Source organism: Colwellia echini (assembly GCF_002843355.2).
In the GTDB taxonomy this organism is placed as follows: Bacteria; Pseudomonadota; Gammaproteobacteria; order Enterobacterales; family Alteromonadaceae; genus Colwellia; species Colwellia echini.
The window spans coordinates 1-20915 of the sequence record NZ_PJAI02000032.1; the positions used below are offsets into that span (position 1 = coordinate 1).

At 38.7% G+C, this 20915-nt stretch carries 13 protein-coding genes and 1 tRNA gene; 1 reads left to right on the plus strand and 13 read right to left on the minus strand.

The features are described 5' to 3' along the window. Nucleotides 1-145 precede the first annotated feature (145 nt). From fusA to rplK, 9 genes are all read right to left on the minus strand, one after another. Complete coding sequence (gene fusA, locus CWS31_RS16440; protein ID WP_101344021.1) at nt 146-2245, minus strand: elongation factor G; 2100 nt, start codon at nt 2243-2245, stop codon at nt 146-148. A gap of 245 nt (nt 2246-2490) precedes the next feature. Further along, nucleotides 2491-2964: a 30S ribosomal protein S7 gene (gene rpsG / locus CWS31_RS16445; RefSeq protein ID WP_070375045.1), complete on the minus strand. Its 474-nt coding sequence runs from the start codon at nt 2962-2964 to the stop codon at nt 2491-2493. 114 nt (nt 2965-3078) lie between these two features. Then, nucleotides 3079-3453 (minus strand): 30S ribosomal protein S12, encoded by a 375-nt coding sequence (gene rpsL / locus CWS31_RS16450; RefSeq protein WP_011045492.1) that lies wholly within the window; start codon nt 3451-3453, stop codon nt 3079-3081. Nucleotides 3454-3993: 540 nt separating this feature from the next. Next, nucleotides 3994-8280 carry a DNA-directed RNA polymerase subunit beta' gene (gene rpoC, locus CWS31_RS16455; RefSeq protein ID WP_101344022.1) on the minus strand — a complete coding sequence of 1429 codons (4287 nt, stop codon included), beginning with the start codon at nt 8278-8280 and terminating at the stop codon, nt 3994-3996. Nucleotides 8281-8388: 108 nt separating this feature from the next. Further along, nucleotides 8389-12417 carry a DNA-directed RNA polymerase subunit beta gene (rpoB, locus tag CWS31_RS16460; RefSeq protein ID WP_101344023.1) on the minus strand — a complete coding sequence of 1343 codons (4029 nt, stop codon included), beginning with the start codon at nt 12415-12417 and terminating at the stop codon, nt 8389-8391. A 261-nt stretch (nt 12418-12678) separates the two neighbouring features. Further along, on the minus strand, nt 12679-13038 hold the full coding sequence (rplL, locus tag CWS31_RS16465; protein WP_101344024.1) for a 50S ribosomal protein L7/L12: 360 nt from the start codon (nt 13036-13038) through the stop codon (nt 12679-12681). Between the two features lie 120 nt (nt 13039-13158). After that, nucleotides 13159-13653, minus strand: coding sequence for a 50S ribosomal protein L10 (gene rplJ / locus CWS31_RS16470; protein ID WP_101344025.1), 495 nt, complete (start codon nt 13651-13653; stop codon nt 13159-13161). Between the two features lie 354 nt (nt 13654-14007). After that, nucleotides 14008-14706, minus strand: coding sequence for a 50S ribosomal protein L1 (rplA, locus tag CWS31_RS16475; RefSeq protein WP_101344026.1), 699 nt, complete (start codon nt 14704-14706; stop codon nt 14008-14010). Between the two features lie 3 nt (nt 14707-14709). Beyond that, the gene (gene rplK, locus CWS31_RS16480; protein ID WP_101344027.1) at nt 14710-15138 is read right to left on the minus strand and encodes a 50S ribosomal protein L11; all 429 of its coding nucleotides are present in this window, start codon (nt 15136-15138) and stop codon (nt 14710-14712) included. Nucleotides 15139-15612: 474 nt separating this feature from the next. On the opposite strand from rplK, the gene CWS31_RS16485 reads away from it, so the two are divergent. Continuing rightward, a complete protein-coding gene (locus CWS31_RS16485) occupies nt 15613-17451 on the plus strand; it encodes a glycoside hydrolase family 9 protein (RefSeq protein ID WP_101344028.1) in 1839 nt (612 codons plus the stop codon). 445 nt (nt 17452-17896) lie between these two features. Here the strand turns inward: CWS31_RS16485 and nusG are convergent, their stop codons facing one another. From nusG to CWS31_RS16505, 4 genes are all read right to left on the minus strand, one after another. Then, nucleotides 17897-18508 (minus strand): transcription termination/antitermination protein NusG, encoded by a 612-nt coding sequence (gene nusG / locus CWS31_RS16490; protein WP_246143594.1) that lies wholly within the window; start codon nt 18506-18508, stop codon nt 17897-17899. A 2-nt stretch (nt 18509-18510) separates the two neighbouring features. Continuing rightward, nucleotides 18511-18897 carry a preprotein translocase subunit SecE gene (gene secE, locus CWS31_RS16495; RefSeq protein WP_101344031.1) on the minus strand — a complete coding sequence of 129 codons (387 nt, stop codon included), beginning with the start codon at nt 18895-18897 and terminating at the stop codon, nt 18511-18513. Nucleotides 18898-18988: 91 nt separating this feature from the next. Further along, a tRNA-Trp gene (locus CWS31_RS16500) sits at nt 18989-19065 on the minus strand. A 210-nt stretch (nt 19066-19275) separates the two neighbouring features. Continuing rightward, nucleotides 19276-20163 (minus strand): lysophospholipid acyltransferase family protein, encoded by an 888-nt coding sequence (locus tag CWS31_RS16505; protein WP_101344029.1) that lies wholly within the window; start codon nt 20161-20163, stop codon nt 19276-19278. Between the last annotated feature and the right edge of the window lie 752 nt (nt 20164-20915).

A 20915-nucleotide genomic window follows, 5' to 3' on the forward strand; every position in this document is an offset into this window, starting at 1 on the left:
CCAACGTTAACATGCGGTTTTAGACGTTCAAATTTTGCTTTAGCCATTTTTCAATTACCTTAAAGTTTAGTAAACTATTAAATTAAAAGGCGCAGTCAAAATGACCTTGCCAGATGTATATATTAAAATTTTTGTACTGGATTCTCTAGCGAGTTTCCATAATCTTTTGTGCTACCAATTTCGGTGCTTCATTATACTGCTGAAACTCCATAGAGTAAGATGCACGGCCTTGTGTAGCACTACGCAAGTCGGTAGCATAACCAAACATTTCGGCTAAGGGTACCAATGCATTTACAATTTTCGAACCTGCTGGACCTTCGTCCATACCGTCTATCAAACCGCGACGGCGGTTTAAGTCACCAACAACATCACCCATATTGGCTTCTGGTGTGGTTACTTCAACTTTCATCATAGGCTCTAAAATAACAGGGTCTGCTTCAAGCGCGCCCTTTCTAAAGCCCATTGATGCAGCTACTTTAAATGCAATCTCGTTAGAGTCTACATCATGAAAAGAGCCGTCATAAAGTGTTACTTTTATGTCTAGTAATGGATAACCCGCTAAAACACCGCTATCCATTTGTTCCTTACAGCCTTTTTCTACTGCAGGAATAAATTCTTTTGGTACTGCGCCGCCAACAATTTCATTAATAAATTCAAAACCGGCACCTTCTTCATTTGGCTCCATTTTCAACCAAACATGACCGAATTGACCTTTACCACCTGATTGACGAACAAATTTCCCTTCAACTTCTACCGTTTTGCGAATTGTCTCTCTATAAGATACTTGAGGGTTACCTACGTTACATTCAACCCCAAATTCACGTTTCATGCGCTCAACTAAGATATCTAAGTGTAATTCACCCATACCCGAGATGATAGTTTGTCCAGTTTCATCATCTGTTGCCACTTTAAACGAAGGGTCTTCTGCGGCAAGTTTACCTAATGCAATAGCCATTTTTTCTTGTGCGGCTAATGTTCTTGGCTCTACTGCAACCGATATTACTGGTTCAGGAAATTCCATGCGCTCTAATGTTATTACATTATTTACATCACATAAAGTATCACCCGTGGTGACATCTTTCAAACCAATTGCAGCAGCAATATCACCAGCACGAACTTCTTTAACTTCTTCTCTGTCATTTGCGTGCATTTGCACGATACGACCTAAGCGTTCTTTTTTGCCTTTTACCGGATTATAAATGCTATCGCCTGTTTTAACTACACCTGAATACACTCTAAAGAATGTCAGGGTACCAACAAATGGGTCGGTAGCAATTTTAAACGCTAATGCAGCAAATGGAGCGTCGTCTTCTGCAGGACGCGAACCGATAGTTTCATCTTTATCGTCGTTGATACCTGTAATGGCAGCAACTTCGGTAGGTGAAGGTAAATATTCAATAACAGCGTCAAGTACAGCTTGTACGCCTTTGTTTTTAAAGGCACTACCACAACTACATAAAATAATTTCATTGGCTAATGTTCTAACACGTAAACCAACTTTGATTTCTTCTTCTGAAAGCTCACCTTCTTCAAGGTATTTTTCCATTAACTCGTCATTAGCTTCAGCAGCTTCTGAAACTAGGTTGTCACGCCATTCTTCTGCAAGGTCTTGCATATCAGCTGGAATTTCTTCATAAGTGAAGGTCATACCTTGATCACTTTCGTTCCAGTTGATAGCTTTCATTTTAATAAGGTCAACAACACCTTCAAATTCATCTTCAGCGCCAATCGCTAAATGAATAGGGACTGCATTGGCACCTAAGCGATTTTTAAGTTGATCAACAACCGCTAAGAAGTCTGCACCTGTTCTGTCCATTTTGTTAACGAACACAATACGTGGTACATGGTATTTCTCCATTTGGCGCCAAACCGTTTCAGTTTGTGGCTGTACACCTGAAGATCCACATAAGACCAATACAGCACCATCAAGAACACGTAAAGAACGCTCTACTTCTATAGTAAAATCAACATGGCCAGGAGTGTCAATAATATTAATACGGTGCGAGTCGAATTGACCTTCCATACCTTTCCAGAAACACGTAGTTGCTGCTGAAGTAATGGTTATACCACGTTCTTGCTCTTGTTCCATCCAGTCCATAGTGGCCGCGCCGTCATGCACTTCACCAATTTTATGAGATAGACCTGTATAGAATAATACGCGTTCTGTGGTTGTCGTTTTACCTGCATCTACATGTGCACAAATACCAATATTGCGGTAGCGCTCTATAGGAGTGATACGGGCCAAAATGAAATCCTCTTACAATTATCGGTTATTTAACCGCTAATTTATGTTAAATGTTATTAATTAATGAGTCGTATTACTATGGATATTATCCAACTTATTAATTAATAATACTTATAATTTGGCTTTTTATTTTACGTTAAGCTTAAAAGCGCTAGTCTGTAAAATGAGTATGGCTAGCAAGAGAAACCCTTGCTAGCCATGTACTTACTCTAAAGTAAGTAAAACAATCAATCAATACTGCTATCTTACCAGCGGTAGTGAGCGAATGCTTTGTTAGCATCAGCCATACGGTGAACGTCTTCACGTTTCTTAACCGCTGAACCTTTGCTGTCAGACGCATCTAACATTTCGTTAGCTAGGCGCTGAGCCATTGATTTTTCACCACGTTTACGAGCTGCTTCAACTAACCAACGCATGGCTAGAGCATTACGACGTACCGGACGAACTTCAACTGGAACTTGATAAGTAGAACCACCAACACGACGAGATTTAACTTCGACAGAAGGACGGATGTTATCTAAAGCAGTTTCGAAAAGCTCTAAGTGAGTTTTCTCGCTGTTTTTTTCAGTTAAAATGTCTAATGCACCGTATACAATTTTTTCGGCAGTAGATTTTTTACCATCAACCATAAGGATGTTGATGAATTTTGCTAAAAGTTCGTTATGGAACTTAGGATCTGGCAATATTTTACGTTGCCCTACGACGCGTCTTCTTGGCATCTTAATTCTCCGTAGTATTCAGGATAAATCCAAAATAACTAAATTTAAAAATTTGTGTATTTGGCCTTACTTAACGTTTTGATCATTTACCGCTTATGGGTAAAAGATGGAAACTTAAGATTTAGGTCGTTTAGCACCGTACTTAGAACGGCCTTGTCTTCTATCGCTTACACCAGAACAATCTAGTGCGCCACGAACGGTGTGGTAACGAACACCTGGTAAATCTTTAACACGACCACCGCGGATTAAAATCACGCTATGCTCTTGTAAGTTGTGACCTTCACCACCGATGTATGAAGTTACTTCGAAGCCGTTAGTTAAACGAACACGAGCAACTTTACGTAAAGCTGAGTTAGGTTTTTTTGGTGTAGTAGTATACACACGAGTACAAACGCCACGACGTTGTGGACAAGCTTGTAACGCTGGAACGTTACTCTTTGTTACTTGTCTAACACGTGGTTTACGTACTAGTTGGTTAATAGTTGCCATTATAGCTCCTGATTAGTTGTTACCAAGGAAAGTAGCCTTGATAAATAATTGTACAAGCTTTAAATCAATGGAAAAAGTTTGTACGCTCGTAATTTTTGCCTTATTTCTGATCATAAAAATATAATGTGTATTATGATTCTTACCGTACTTTTTACATTATGTACACTGTGTACAGAATATAAGGTCGCGAAATTCTATAGGTCAATCATTGAGCTGTCAAGGTTTAAGTAGTTTATAGGCTGATTATCGCCAGAATATTGAATAAACGATCCTAGTTAAGGATCTAATTATTAAATATGATCCTTAACTTCGATCCAAACAATCTGCTTTGATACTAAAAAATTAACGAAGTAGTTCGGTATTATAGCTCGTATAAATGATCTTACATTTAACCGGGTAGGTATAAATTACGTTTATTATTTCTAACGCTAAAGTTAATACGTTAAAAATAAAGCGTTAAAAACAAAAAACCGCACCTTTTGCAAGGTGCGGTTTTTTAATGTTCTGCTAAATATTAGTAGGGTAAACCCTAGCTAAACATTATGCATCGTCACCTGATAATAAATCAGCATTTAATGCATCAGCTAAAGCTTTTTCAGCTTCATCTGCAGAAACCGTCATTTCAACTTCAGGCTCTAACTCAGCAGCTTTCATACGAGCACGTTCTTGATGGTAAGAGTAACCTGTACCTGCTGGAATTAATCGACCAACAATAACGTTTTCTTTCAAGCCACGTAGACCATCTTTCTTACCTGCAACAGCAGCTTCAGTAAGTACACGTGTTGTTTCTTGGAAAGACGCCGCTGAAATAAATGATTCAGTTGCTAATGATGCTTTAGTAATACCCATCATTTGCATTTCGTATTCAGCTGGTTGCTTGCCTTCGGCTTCAAGTTCACGGTTTGCGATGTTAACGCGCGCCACTTCAACTTGCTCACCTTTAAGGAATTCTGAATCACCTGCATCAAGAATTTCACACTTACGGATCATTTGACGAACGATAACTTCAATGTGCTTATCGTTAATCTTAACACCCTGTAGACGGTAAACTTCTTGTACTTCGTTAACAATGTAGTTAGCTACTGGAGCAACACCACGTAAACGCAAGATATCATGTGGAGATTCAGGGCCATCGGCAATTACTTCACCTTTGATTACTGGCTCACCTTCATAAATATTCAATAAACGCGTTTTAGGGATCATCTCTTCGTAAACGTCACCGTTAGGTTGAGTGATCAATAAGCGTACTTTGCCTTTAGTTTCTTTACCGAAAGACACAACACCTGTTTTCTCAGCTAAAATAGCAGGAAGTTTAGGTTTACGTGCTTCAAATAAGTCAGCTACACGTGGAAGACCACCGGTAATATCGCGTGTTTTAGAACTTGCTTGAGGTATACGAGCAAGTGCATCACCAACGCCAACATCCGCGCCATCTTCTAAGTTTACAATAGCATTACCTGGTAAGTAGTAAAGTGCTGGTATTTCAGTACCGGCGATCATTACTTCTTTACCTTTAGCATCAACTAGTTTTAATGCTGGGCGCATTTCTTTACCCGTTGCACCACGTTGTGCTGCATCGGTGATAACAATGCTTGATAAACCTGTTAATTCATCAGTTTGACGAACCATTGTTACGCCATCAGATAAGTCAACGAATTGAACTTTACCTGCTACTTCCGTGATGATTGGATGAGTATGTGGGTCCCAGTTAGCGATTATATCGCCAGAAGTTACCGCTTCACCGTCATTTTTGGTAAGTACTGAACCGTAAGGCACTTTATAGCGCTCTTTCTCACGACCCATTTCATCGATGATAGTTAATTCAGATGAACGTGATGTAATAACAAGGTTGTTATCTGAGTTAGTTACAAACTTAGCGTTTTGTAGTTTCAGATGACCAGTGTTTTTAACTTGTACGCTGTTTTCTGCAGTAGCACGAGATGCAGCACCACCGATATGGAACGTACGCATTGTTAACTGAGTACCAGGTTCACCGATTGATTGTGCAGCAACTACACCAATAGCTTCACCTTGGTTGATCATATGACCACGTGCTAAATCACGACCGTAACAGTTGGCACAAATACCAAAGTCTGTTTTACAAGTAATGATTGAACGTACTTTGATTTGGTCAACTGAATTAGCTTCAATCACGTCACAAAGTGCTTCGTCGATTAAGGTATTGCGAGGAAGTAATACTTCTTCGGTACCTGGAATCATTACGTCGTCACAAACAACACGACCTAGAACACGTTCGCGTAATGGTTCAACAACATCACCACCTTCAATCAATGGCGTCATTAATAAGCCATCAGTTGTACCACAGTCATGGTTAGTAACAACCAAATCTTGTGCAACGTCAACTAAACGACGAGTTAAGTAACCCGAGTTAGCTGTTTTAAGTGCTGTATCGGCAAGACCTTTACGCGCACCATGCGTTGAGATGAAATATTGTAATACGTTCAAACCTTCACGGAAGTTAGCTGTGATTGGTGTTTCGATGATTGAACCATCTGGTTTAGCCATCAAGCCACGCATACCTGCTAACTGACGAATCTGTGCGGCACTACCACGAGCACCCGAGTCAGCCATCATAAAGATTGAGTTAAAAGAATCTTGTTCTTCCAATTCACCGTTGGTAGAAAGAATTTGATCTTTCCATTTAACAACTGGAGCATCATCAGCAACTAATGGTCTAACTGCTGTTTCTATCGATTCTTTCGATAAGTTGTCCATCATCGCTTTCGAAACTTTTTCGTTAGCGGATGACCAGATATCGATTACTTTGTTGTACTTCTCACCAGCAGTTACTAGACCTTGGTCAAACTGTGCTTGAATCTCAGCTACTTCAGCTTCTGAATCATCAATGATTGTGTACTTAGCAGCAGGGATAACCATGTCGTCGATACCAACAGAACAACCTGCGATCATCGCGTAATGGAAACCGGTATACATGATTTGGTCAGCAAACATTACTGTTTGTTTCAAACCTAAATTACGGTAAGCATGGTTAATCAATTTTGAAATTGGCTTTTTACCAAGTGGCTGATCAATTAGGTCAAAAGGTAAACCTTTAGGACATACTTGCCACATGATTGCACGACCAACCGTAGTATCACGTAATGTAGTTACAGCTTCCCATTCACCGTCAGCATTTTTAACATGCTCAGTGATACGAACTTTTATACGAGCATGAAGTTCAGCAACACCAGTACGGTATGCTTTTTCTACTTCTTTCTCGTCAGTGAAAACCATGCCTTCACCTAAACCGTTTATACGAAAACGTGTTAAGTAGTAAAGACCTAATACAACATCTTGTGATGGTACTATGATTGGCTCACCGTTAGCTGGTGCTAGAACGTTGTTCGTTGACATCATCAACGTACGTGCTTCCATTTGTGCTTCGATTGTCAACGGTACGTGTACCGCCATTTGGTCACCATCGAAATCGGCATTGTATGCCGCACAAACTAATGGATGAAGGTGAATCGCTTTACCTTCAATCAACACAGGTTCAAACGCTTGGATACCCAATCTATGAAGTGTTGGTGCACGGTTAAGCATAACTGGATGTTCACGGATTACTTCATCAAGTACATCCCAAACTTCAGCGCCTTCACGTTCAACTAATTTTTTAGCCGCTTTAATCGTAGTCGCTAAACCACGTGCTTCTAATTTACCGTAGATAAATGGCTTAAATAATTCTAATGCCATCTTCTTAGGTAAACCACATTGATGTAATTTCAATGTAGGACCAACGGTAATTACAGAACGACCAGAGTAATCAACACGCTTACCAAGTAAGTTTTGACGGAAACGACCTTGCTTACCCTTGATCATATCAGCAAGAGATTTAAGAGGACGTTTGTTAGAACCAGTGATAGCGCGACCACGACGACCGTTATCTAATAATGCATCAACAGACTCTTGTAACATACGCTTTTCGTTACGTACAATAATGTCTGGTGCTACTAGGTCTAGAAGACGTTTTAAACGGTTGTTACGGTTGATTACACGACGGTATAGATCGTTTAGATCAGAAGTCGCAAAACGACCACCATCTAGAGGAACTAACGGACGTAAATCAGGCGGTAAAATTGGTAGAACATTCATAATCATCCACTCTGGCTTGTTGCCAGAAGCAGCGAATGCTTCCATTAATTTTAAACGCTTAGTAATTTTTTTACGTTTAGTTTCACTACCGATTTCTGGTAATTCTTCACGCATTTGCGCTACTTCACCGTCAAGATCGATTTGTTGTAGTAAAGCTAAAACAGCTTCAGCACCCATTAGGGCGTCGAATTCATCACCGTGCTCTTCTAACGCATCAAGATATTCTTCTTCCGTTAGAATTTGGCTTTTCTCTAATGTTGTCATACCAGGTTCGGTAACAACATAAGATTCAAAATAAAGCACACGCTCAATATCACGTAATGTCATATCAAGTAATAAACCAATACGCGATGGTAATGATTTTAAGAACCAAATGTGAGCAACTGGACTTGCTAATTCGATATGACCCATACGGTCACGACGAACTTTAGTCAATGTAACTTCTACGCCACATTTTTCACAGATAACACCACGATGCTTTAAGCGCTTGTATTTGCCACAAAGACATTCGTAGTCTTTTACTGGACCAAATATACGTGCACAGAATAATCCGTCACGTTCAGGCTTAAACGTACGATAGTTAATGGTTTCTGGCTTTTTAACTTCACCAAATGACCAAGAACGAACTAAATCAGGTGATGCTAAACCGATACGGATACCATCAAAATCTTCAGTTTGATTCTGTTGCTTAAGAAACTTAAGTAAATCTTTCACACACTTCTCCTGTCGGAGTTAAACTTTGAGAACAAGGCAAAATCATTTGCCTTGTTCACTAACCGGCTTGCCCCTCAGGGCAAACTCAGCTGACTTTTGGTTAGAAACCTAGTCTTTGTCCAACTCGATGTTAATACCTAACGAGCGGATTTCCTTCAACAATACGTTGAATGACTCAGGAATCCCTGGCTCCATGCGATGATCACCGTCAACTAAGTTTTTATACATCTTAGTACGACCGTTTACATCATCAGACTTAACTGTAAGCATTTCTTGTAGAGTATAAGCAGCACCGTAAGCTTCAAGTGCCCATACTTCCATCTCACCAAAACGCTGACCACCGAACTGAGCTTTACCACCAAGTGGTTGCTGAGTTACAAGTGAGTAAGAGCCAGTTGAACGAGCATGCATTTTGTCATCAACTAAATGGTTCAGTTTTAACATATACATATAACCAACAGTAACAGGACGTTCAAACTTACGACCAGTACGGCCATCAGTTAATACGAATTGTCCACTTTCTGGCATATCAGCAAGCTTAAATAACTCTTTAATTTCTTTTTCAGCAGCGCCATCAAATGCTGGTGTTGCAATTGGTAAACCAGCACGTAAGTTAGCAGCTAAACGCAATACTTCATCATCAGAGAAACTAGCTACATCAACTTCTTGGCGAGACTCACCAACATTGTAAACTTCTTGAAGGAAGTTACGTAGTTTGTGAATTTCTTGTTGTGCTTCAAGCATACGGTTGATTTTTTCACCGATACCGCGACACGCCATACCTAAGTGAGTTTCTAGGATCTGACCGATGTTCATACGTGAAGGAACACCTAACGGGTTCAATACAACATCAACTGGAACACCAAATTGATCGTATGGCATATCTTCAATAGGTACTACGTTTGAAATAACACCCTTGTTACCATGACGACCAGCCATTTTATCACCAGGCTGAATATGACGTTTAACAGCTAAGTAAACTTTAACTATTTTTAATACGCCAGGTTGTAAGTCATCACCTTGAGTGATCTTACGACGCTTAACTTCAAACTTCTTATCAAAGTCTTCTTTGATATTGTCAAATTGCTCAGCAATTTGCTCAAGTTCAGCTTGTTGACCTTCGTCAGATAAGTTCTGTGTTAACCATCTGTCACGAGACATTGAAGTTAAGTCAGACTCATTAAGACCTGAAGCTAATAATAGTTTCTTAGTACGTGCGTAAATACCATCTTCTAAAATGCTTAATTCATCGCCAAGATCTTTCTTAACTTCTTTAAGTTGCATTTGTTCAATTTCTATTGCACGAGCGTCTTTTTCAACGCCGTCGCGCGTAAATATTTGAACATCGATGATAGTACCTTTAACAGAGTTAGGTACACGTAATGAACTATCTTTAACGTCAGCTGCTTTCTCACCGAAAATAGCACGTAATAGTTTTTCTTCTGGCGTAAGTTGCGTTTCACCTTTAGGGGTTACTTTACCAACTAAGATGTCACCACCATTAACTTCAGCACCAATATAAACAACACCTGCTTCATCTAATTTAGATAATGCTGATTCGCCTACGTTTGGAATATCTGCAGTAATTTCTTCACTACCTAACTTAGTATCACGAGCGATACAGGTTAGTTCTTGAATGTGAATAGTTGTGAATCTGTCTTCAATTGCAACACGCTCAGATAACAACATCGAGTCTTCGAAGTTGTAACCATTCCAAGGCATGAAAGCGATACGCATGTTTTGACCTAAAGCCAATTCACCCATATCTGTTGAAGGACCGTCTGCTAATACATCACCACGAACAACTGGCTCACCCATACGACACACTGGACGCTGGTTGATACAAGTGTTTTGGTTAGAACGTGTGTATTTAGTTAAGTTGTAAATATCAATACCTGCTTCACCAGCATGCATTTCATTTTCGTTAACTCTAACAACGATACGTGATGCGTCAACATAGCTTACTACACCGCCACGTTTGGCAACTGCAGTAACACCAGAGTCAACAGCTACTACTTTTTCCATACCAGTACCAACAAGCGGTTTATCAACTCGTAAGGTAGGTACAGCTTGACGTTGCATGTTCGAGCCCATCAAGGCACGGTTAGCATCATCGTGTTCAAGGAATGGAATAAGTGACGCCGCAACAGAAATAATTTGTTGTGGAGAAACGTCCATATATTGAACTTCAGCAGAAGCTTTTAATGTAAATTCATTTTTGTGACGACAGTTAACTAACTCTTGTACTAACTTATTTTCACCATCACGTTCAGCATTTGCTTGAGCGATAACAAAGTTACCCTCTTCAATTGCTGATAAGTAATCAATTTCATCAGTAACCAAACCGTCAATAACTTTACGGTAAGGAGTTTCTAAGAAACCGTAATCATTGGTACGTGCGTAACAAGAAAGCGAGTTGATCAAACCAATGTTTGGACCCTCTGGCGTTTCGATTGGACAAACACGACCATAATGCGTTGGATGTACGTCACGTACTTCAAAACCAGCACGTTCACGCGTTAAACCACCTGGGCCTAATGCAGAGATACGACGCTTATGCGTTACTTCTGATAACGGGTTGTTTTGATCCATAAACTGAGACAATTGTGATGAGCCAAAGAACTCTTTCACTGCCGCAGAAATTGGTTTAGCGTTGATTAAATCTTGTGGCATGATCGCATCTAAGTCACCAAGACTTAAACGTTCACGTACAGCACGTTCAACACGAACTAGACCAACACGGAATTGGTTTTCAGCCATTTCGCCTACAGAGCGAATACGACGGTTACCTAAATGATCGATATCATCAACTTCGCCTTTACCGTCACGGATATTTATTAGGGTTTTCATCACCGCAATAATATCTTCGTTTGATAAAATGCCTGAGCCAACATCATCTGCATTACCAACACGACGGTTAAACTTCATTCGACCAACGGTCGATAAGTCATAACGCTCTGCGGCAAAGAATAAGTTGTTAAACAACGTTTCAGCAGCATCTTTAGTTGGTGGCTCGCCTGGGCGCATCATGCGGTAAATTTCAACTAATGCTTCTAGCTTATTAGTTGAACTATCAACACGAATAGTGTCTGACATGTATGAACCAACATCGAATTCGTTCATGTATAAAGTAGATATTACTTTATGGCCCGCTTGACTAAGCTCGGCTAATAATTCTAAGGTAATTTCAGCATTTGCTTCAGCAATTACTTCACCTGTAGATTTGTCGATGTAGGCTTTTGATAAAACACGGCCAACGATGTAATCTGCCGGTACTTCTAGCTTATCAACATTCGCTTTTTCTAAAGAACGAATATGACGAGCAGTAATACGACGACCAGATTCAACTAGCACTTCACCTTTTTTGATAGAAATATCAAAAATAGCGGTTTCACCACGAAGACGTTCAGGGATTAAATCCATGATCAACTTATCACCTTTAATGGTGTATTCAGTTGTGTCATAGAACATCGCTAGAATTTCTTCTGTAGAATATTCTAATGCGCGTAAGATAATTGACGCTGGTAATTTACGACGTCTATCTATACGTACAAATAAGTTATCTTTTGGATCAAATTCAAAGTCTAACCATGAACCGCGGTAAGGAATAACACGTGCGTTATATAATACTTTACCCGATGAATGCGTTTTACCTTTATCATGATCAAAGAATACACCTGGAGAACGATGTAATTGCGATACGATAACACGCTCAGTACCATTGATTACGAAAGTACCGTTGTCAGTCATCAACGGGATTTCGCCCATGTACACTTCTTGTTCTTTGATATCTTTAACAGTACCAGCTGCGGCTTCTTTATCGTATACCACTAAGCGTAATTTCACGCGTAATGGTGCAGAATAAGTCACACCACGTATTTGACATTCTTTTACGTCAAATAATGGTTCACCTAAACGATAGCTTACATATTGTAATTCTGAGCTACCTGAATAAGCTTTGATTGGAAAAATAGAACGAAAAGCAGCCTCTAGACCGGTTTCACCTGTTGCGTCAATATCAATAAACTTGCGGAAAGAATCGAGTTGAATGGACAACAAGAATGGATATTCCATTACTTGTGCACTTTTACCAAAGTCCTTTCTAATTCGCTTTTTCTCAAAGTATGAGTAAGCCATGGGGTTCCTCAGCTTGCTGGTTATGGCCAAATCTGCCTACTGAGCCATATCGCTCAGCTAGACAGGTTATGCTGTAATATTTACGTCTAAATATTACTAGATTTTTTTTCTAAAAATAAGAAAAACCACCTAAACGCTAAATAAAACATTGTTAGTATATATAAATATCATTAATTTACTAACAACAAAAGCGCAAAAAGGCCGGTGACGTTTAAATCACCAGCCATGCCTTTTCAGGCAAATAATCTGTTTATAAACAGATTATTTGATCTCAACAGTAGCGCCTGCAGCTTCTAATTCAGCTTTAAGTGCTTCAGCTTCAGCTTTATCTACGCCTTCTTTAAGCGTACCAAGAGCTTCAACTAAGTCTTTAGCTTCTTTAAGGCCTAAACCTGTAGCGCCACGAACTGCTTTGATTACTGCAACTTTCTTCTCACCGAAGCCAGTTAATACAACGTCAAACTCAGATTGCTCAACAGCAGACTCAGCAGGACCAGCAGCAGCAACAGCAGCAGAAGCTGATACGCCAAATTTTTCTTCCATTGCTTCGATTAAAGCAACAACGTCCATTACTGACATTTCAGCAACTGCGTTTAAGATATCGTCTTTAGAAATAGACATACTATAAATTTCCTAATTTTTAATAAACAGGTTGTTTTACTTTCTTATTAAGTAATAAAACACTGTTTGAAATAACTATAAATACAAAAAGCTTGGTTATAAGCATTAAGCTTATATAACCTATGCAGCTTCTTGTTCTTTCTGATCGCGTATAGCAGCAATCGTACGGGCAAGCTTGCCTGCAGATGCTTCTTTCATAACGCTCATCAAACGTGAAATCGCTTCGTCGTAAGTTGGTAGCTTAGCTAACATGTTTACGTCTACGGTGTTACCTTCAAATGCAGCAGCTTTTAATTCAAATTTTTCGTTAGTTTTAGCGAAAGCAGTGAATAAACGAGCAGCAGCACCTGGGTGATCACTAGAAAAAGCAACTAATGAAGGACCTTTGAATACGTCAGAAACACATTCAAATTGAGTACCTTCTACTGCACGACGTGCTAGTGTGTTACGGACAACTTTCATCCATACGCCACTTTCACGTGCTTGCTTACGCAATACAGTAATTGCTTCAACTGTAACACCACGGGCATCCGCGATTACAACTGAGTGAGCGCCATTAGCAGCTTCTTGAACTTCAGCAACAATTGCTTTTTTGTCATCAAGATTGATAGCCATTGGCTTTAACTCCTGGTTCAAACCGGTAAAAAAAACCGGTATTTACAATCCTTAATCAATAATATTTATTGATTAAGCCATTTACGGCGAGGACCAGAAAATTTAAGGAAATATCTGGGTAATCACCATCTACGTAGGTAAAATTAAGTACTTAAATCAGAAGAAATAAATACACCTACGGTCTTGGATGTGGGGCTGTGTACTTCAGTTAACTTTCCGAAGAAATATCATTAAAAGTCCACAACTCCTACCAAAATTTAAGGGGCGAAATTATAGGTTATAATTCGACCCTTGTAAAGATTCAATACACGAAACTTTATTCAAGACTTATGGGTAATAAATTACCGATAAATATTAACCTTGAGAAAGAGTCGATTGGTTAACGGTTACACCGGCACCCATAGTTGTAGAAAGAGAAACTTTCTTCAAGTATTGACCTTTAGCATTTGCTGGTTTTGCTTTTTTAAGCGCTTCTAACAATGCTTCTAAGTTTTCTTGCAATTGAGCAGGTTCGAAATCAGCCTTACCAATAGTAGTATGGATGATGCCGTTTTTGTCATTGCGGTAACGGATCTGACCAGACTTAGCGTTTTTAACAGCGCCAGCTACGTCAGGAGTTACTGTACCAACTTTAGGGTTAGGCATTAAACCACGTGGGCCTAATATTTGACCTAGTTGACCAACAACACGCATTGCATCTGGAGAAGCAATTACAACGTCGAAGTTCATTTCGCCAGCTTTTACAAGCTCAGCTAAGTCTTCCATACCAACGATATCAGCACCAGCTTCTTTAGCTTTCTCTGCGTTAGCACCCTGTGTAAATACAGCAACACGTACATCACGGCCAGTACCATTTGGTAATACTGTAGCGCCACGAACGTTTTGGTCTGATTTACGTGCATCGATACCAAGATTTACAGCAACATCTACGCTTTCACGGAAGTTAGCAGTAGCAAATTCTTTTAATAAAGAAACAGCTTCGTTGATATCATATTCTTTTAATACGTCTACTTTTTCACGGATAAGACGAGCGCGTTTTGATAATTTAGCCATTGATTAGTCCTCTACCACTAAACCCATTGAACGAGCAGAACCCGCAATGGTACGCACTGCAGCTTCCATAGAACCAGCAGTCAAATCAGGTTCTTTCATCTTAACAATTTCTTCAAGTTGTGCTGTAGTAACAGTACCAACTTTATCAGTGTTAGGACGACCAGAACCGCTTTTAACACCAGCTGCTTTTAATAATAAATATGCAGCAGGTGGAGTTTTAGTTTCGAAAGTAAACGAACGGTCGTTATATACAGTAATTACTACTGGAACCGGAGCGCCTTTTTCTAAAGAATCTGTTTTTGCGTTAAACGCTTTACAGAATTCCATGATGTTAACACCGTGTTGACCTAATGCAGGACCAACTGGTGGTGACGGGTTAGCTGCACCAGCAGCTACTTGTAGCTTGATTAAAGCTTGGACTTTCTTAGCCATTTTAAAATACCTTGTATTTGGGTAATTAACGCGATTTACTTCCTTAAAGTAGAGTTAACTCATTTAAGGCTATAATTTCGCTTCCCTGTTTGCCAAATTCACTTTAAAAAAGTTATTTTCATAACGATTCAAAGCGCATTTAGTGCGCGCTAAAAATAAGCGGCAGCGGATTATATATTAACCAGGTAGGTTAATTCAAGTTCTTTATTAAGTTAAAAGCGTTTAGTTAACTTATGTAGCTAATATCAATTCATCTTCTTTCATAAATCCGCGCAAGCCATTAGATGAGATCGACTAGCTTTATTTCCATAAATTTTCTTAAAGGATTTCTTTTTTAATAACTATTGTTAATTTTATTAGCGCTATTATGATCATATGTGCAATAACTCCGCTAAAAACTATTATAAAATACCCACTAATAGTCTATTGTTGATAATATAGAACTTCTTTATTTACAATATTACGGACTAGTACATGACTGGCAAATTCATTTTTTCACATATTATTCGAATATTTCTATTTTTGTTGCTCGTCAGTATATCTGGCTGTAGTAGTAAACCTATTCCGCCAAGTAACCCGCCAAATTTATCTAATGCGGCTATTTACATCAATCAAATAGCGTTTGATGCTCAAGCCCCAAAACGTGCTGTAGTGGCATTACCTATTGGTGAGTCAGCTAGTCGATTTATTGTTTACCAAGGTAACAATATTGTATACCAAGGCCAACTTAGCACTCAGCCTAGCTTTAACGAATGGGGGCAAGGGGTTCAATATTTTATTGCTGATTTTTCTTCTGTACAACGACTTGGTCAATTTCATGTTGCGGTAACCACAGCAAAACAACAAGTTAGCTCCTCTACTTTTGCAATTAAACAGAATGCTTACTTTGCGTTAACCACAAAATCATTAATCAATTATTTTAAAGCTAGCCGCCACACTAACCCACAAGATAACACCATTCGAATTAATGGTGCAGAGCGTTTGGTAAATGTATCAGGTGGTTGGATTAACTCTGGTAGTAATCAAAATAAATATTTAAGTAATGCCGATCAACCTAACTTTTTATCGTCACAACAAGGTGCTATCGCGGCTTGGGCCATGGCTAAATCATACAGTAAATTAAGCTCGCTTTATGATCAGTATAATTTAACCACACCATTGGCTGAAGAAGTGATTTGGGGAGCAGATTACTTACACCGGATTTTAGATAGTGATGGTTACTTCTACTTAAGCGTCTTTGATAGCAATACGCTTAATAATGATGACTTAGATGAAGAGCGATTAATCGCTGGTTATGATGAGATTGAAGGAAGTTATACAGACAACTATAAAGCTTCATTTCGTCAAGGTGCAGGTCTTGCTATAGCAGCATTAGCCAGAGCACATGAATTAAGTAACAAAACCGGTGTTCAAGGAGAATTCTCTGCTAAGCAATACCTTGTAGATGCAGAGCATGCATTTGAACATTTACAACAATTTAACTTAACCTATGTAGGCAATGGTAAAGAAAATATTATTGATGATTATACCGCGCTTATTGCTGCAACAGAGCTATATCGTATTACTAAAAAAAGTAAATACCTTAAAGCCGCCCGTGAACGAGCGCTTAGTCTTAACAACCGAATGTCAGCACAAGGCACTTTTAAAAGTGACGATGATGAAAGACCTTTTTATCACGGTGTTGAAGCAGGTTTACCCATCATTGCTTTAGTCGATTATTTATCGATTGAAGAAAATAGGCAGATAAAATCAAAAACTAAACGAACTATTAAATTAGCACTTGATTATCAATTAGCTTTAAATACCCAAGTAGCCAATCCATTTAATTTGGCTCGCCAAACATTTAAAACTTATCAAGAAGGAGTCTACTCTAAGCAACAAGAGGGTTTTTTTATGCCTCATCTAAATGATGCAAACAACTGGTGGCAAGGTGAGAATTCTCGTATGGCATCGTTAACCGCCGCAGCTATTTGGGGTGGAAAATTAACGCACAGTGATAGACAGGGTGCGTTTGGTATTGATAATTCTTTAGCAAGGTTCGCACAAAGCCAAATAGATTGGCTTATGGGTAGTAACCCCTATCAAGTAAGCATGCTCTATGGTTTTGGTGTTGCTAACCCGCCGCATGCTAACAGCGCAGGCAACATGTTAAATGGCGGTATATCAAATGGCATTACAGGTGCTACCCTAAGCTCTGAAGGTCGAGGAATAACGTGGGCTGAAGGTCCAGATGAAAATAACTGGCGTTGGACACAACAACGTCTTGAAAATACAACTTGGTATTTATTGGCAATAACTGCAATGACAGAATGATGAAAGCGTAATCCCAAACGAACTCGTTAATTGAGCCGTTTGGTATAACTTCAGCACTTACAAAAACTAATGGATTAAGCACTTATTTAATCCGTTAGTTTTCTATTACTTTATCTCTATTACTTTAAGATACCCTTCTATATTTAATACCTACTCATCAACCTTCCCTTCGTTTGAGTAGCTTTTACAAAAGAGCCAAGCAACCATTAATACCAATCGGAATTAATTAGGTGATCAATTTTTAATGAGGATAAATCTTCAAGAGCAAGGCGCTTGATTGAGCAATAGTTGGCTTGTGTGATTGTAGGCAACGATGTTATTGGATATTTAGGCCACTTTAAAAGATCACTTAATTAGTTGTATTGGTATGATTATAGAGAGCCAGAAACAAAAAACGCCTGCACAAGTGCAAGCGTTTTATAGTTCAACTGAATAGGAAAGCTACTTAGCTACCTTTTTCAACTTGACCAAATTCTAAATCAACAGGCGTTGAACGACCGAAAATAAGTACTGATACTTTAATACGGTTTTTCTCGTAATCAAGCTCTTCAACAACACCATTAAAGTCAGCAAATGGTCCATCAATAACACGAATAACTTCACCTGGCTCAAACAATGTTTTAGGCTTAGGCTTATCAGTTTCTTCAAGACGACGTAATATACGATCTGCTTCTTTTTGCGTTATTGGTGCGGGACGATCACTTGTTCCACCAATGAAACCAAGTACACGTGGTACACTTTTCACTAAATGCCAAGCGTCAACATCCATTTCCATTTGTACTAAAACATAGCCAGGAAAGAATTTACGTGAACTTTTACGCTTTTGGCCAGCGCGCATTTCAACAACTTCTTCAGTTGGCACTAAGATCTCACCAAACTTATCTTGTAAGCCTTGGATTTCAATATGCTCAATTAATGTTTTTTGTACGCGACCTTCATAACCAGAAAAAGCTTGTACTACGTACCAGCGTAACTTAGGGTTTTGAATTACTTGTTTTTCTTCGCCTTCAGGAGATGTATTTTCTTCGCCATCAAAAGGTATATTTTCTTCAGACATAATTAAAGTACCTGCAAGCCTGTTACTAAACCAACTAACCAGAATAGAACAGAGTCTAATCCCCAAAGTAGTACTGACATTAATAATGTCACTACTAACACAATACCTGTAGTTTGAATGGCTTCTTGACGTGTAGGCCATACAACTTTACGCACTTCAGTACGCGCTTCTTTTGCAAATATAGCGGCATTACGGCCTTTTTCAGTTTGTAAGCCAATTAAACCTGCAATACCAACTAATACTACAACAGCCACAGCTCTAATCAATACTGACTCTTCACTGTAAACATAATTACCCGCAACAGCTGCAGCTAAAAGTAAGAAAATTATTCCCCACTTAAGCGTATCGAAAGAACTGCTACTTGGTTGCTCTTCTGTACTTGCATTCATAAATTCTATTCCGTATTTATCTACATCAATAACGCCGCTTATTTTCATAAGCCACGAACACATAAGTACCTTTACTCATGTTCACTCAAAATGGCAGGGGTGGAGAGACTCGAACTCCCAACCATCGGTTTTGGAGACCGCTGTTCTACCAATTGGAACTACACCCCTACAGATTGCTACAAAGCAATAGTTACACTCACCGAGTTAGTCTTAGTTTTTTTGGGAATTAAGAGATACTCAAGAAGTGAGGCGCTATTATACTCAGACACCACGTATACTCAAGGACTATTTATCGTCATTTGCTAATGAAATAGACAATATATCGAGTTAACCTCTTCATCTTCGGCATATTTTAGCAAATCCGCAGAATTAAAGCAGTTATTTATAAAGTGACTTTCTTCCTTCTGGTTGTAATCGATAACGTTTATATTCCCATTGATTTTGTATCGGTTGCAATAATATAGCTTCTTCAATCGCCATATTTAGACACCTTGCTGCAACAACAGCATCTTGGCAATAAAAATCATCTCCTATGGGTTCGACCCTTGGAGTAAAACCTTGCTCTGTTTGATAGGCCGTACCAATAAATACTCGGCACTTTGTTTTTAGCGCTAACTTATGGGCTAATGTCATGGTGTAAGCTTGATGCCCAAATAATGGTGCAAATACACCCCCAACATTCTCTTCAGGCACTTGATCCGGTAAAAATGCTACCATACCTTCTGCTTGTAAGGTTTTAATAATCTTGATAATTCCTTTGCTATTAGTAGGTACTAATTGAGAATTAAAGCGTTGACGGGCATTACGAATAAAGTTATCTAATGAAGGATCTTTTAGCGGTTTATACATTGCTGTTAAGGTTCTAAACTGAGTTAGATAAACATTCATCATTTCCCAGTTTCCTATGTGCGGAACTAAAACCATAATGCCATTATTACTAGCTATTTCAGATTCAAAAGCGGCATTGTCATAAGTTGCATGTAAATAATTTTTAAGCGTTTCAGGAGATTTTATCCAAGTATGACTCATTTCAAATAGTGTTTGGCACATACAAATAAGACGATTTTTAGTAAATACTTTCCTTTCTTCTTCTGACATATCTGGAAAGCTGAATTGGAGGTTTTTATCAATAGCTTCGGTTGTTCTTCTGTTTTTACTCAGCAATAGCGGACCGACAAAAACAGCTGCCTTTCTCAAGCTTTTAAGTTTAAATAAACTAACAAAACGCATAATACCAATAACGAGAAAACCATAACTGAATTTCAAAAGGTAGCACCTATTTTCTTGAGAGAATTATGTAGTGATGTACTTCACCACTGAATATATAAAGATGATTTAATGTTACTAAATGTATTATAGCAATTTAAATAACAAATCAATCATCTTTAAATGATAAGCACCATGAAATTCTGATTAGATCGTTTTGATAAAAGGCGATTGAAATCGCCCCTACAACAGTATTTATAAAAACTAATTTAATGTTATTCGTTTTCGTAATGCAATCAATTTTACTTACTATCGGCAAAATTGTACGATTTTAAATTTATAATGAATTTATAGATCTACAAGATCAAAAAAGGCCGCTTTCGCGACCTCCTTAAATGTATTATTTCTTTATATTATTATTGAAATAATTTGTTTGATAACTGAAGTGTTAACAAAGCGTAGACACGGAGTTGACGCTAGTCAATGAGTATCCGCAATGCAGTTAACGCAACGTTATCAGCAAATTAAGCAATAATTTTTGATACTACACCAGCACCAACAGTACGACTCTAGTAAATCATAAATGATTTATCCTACGAGCAAAGCTCTTCGGGAAATACTAAAAAATGTCCATTAGGACATTTTTCTTAACGTATTCCTCATCACAGAACACCGTGAAGCTAGCCCTACTTTTCGTTGGGGCACAAAAAAGGCCGCTTGCGCGACCTTTTTCTTGGGTTATTTAAAAATTATTAGTCAATAATTTTTGAAACAACACCAGCACCAACAGTACGACCACCTTCACGGATTGC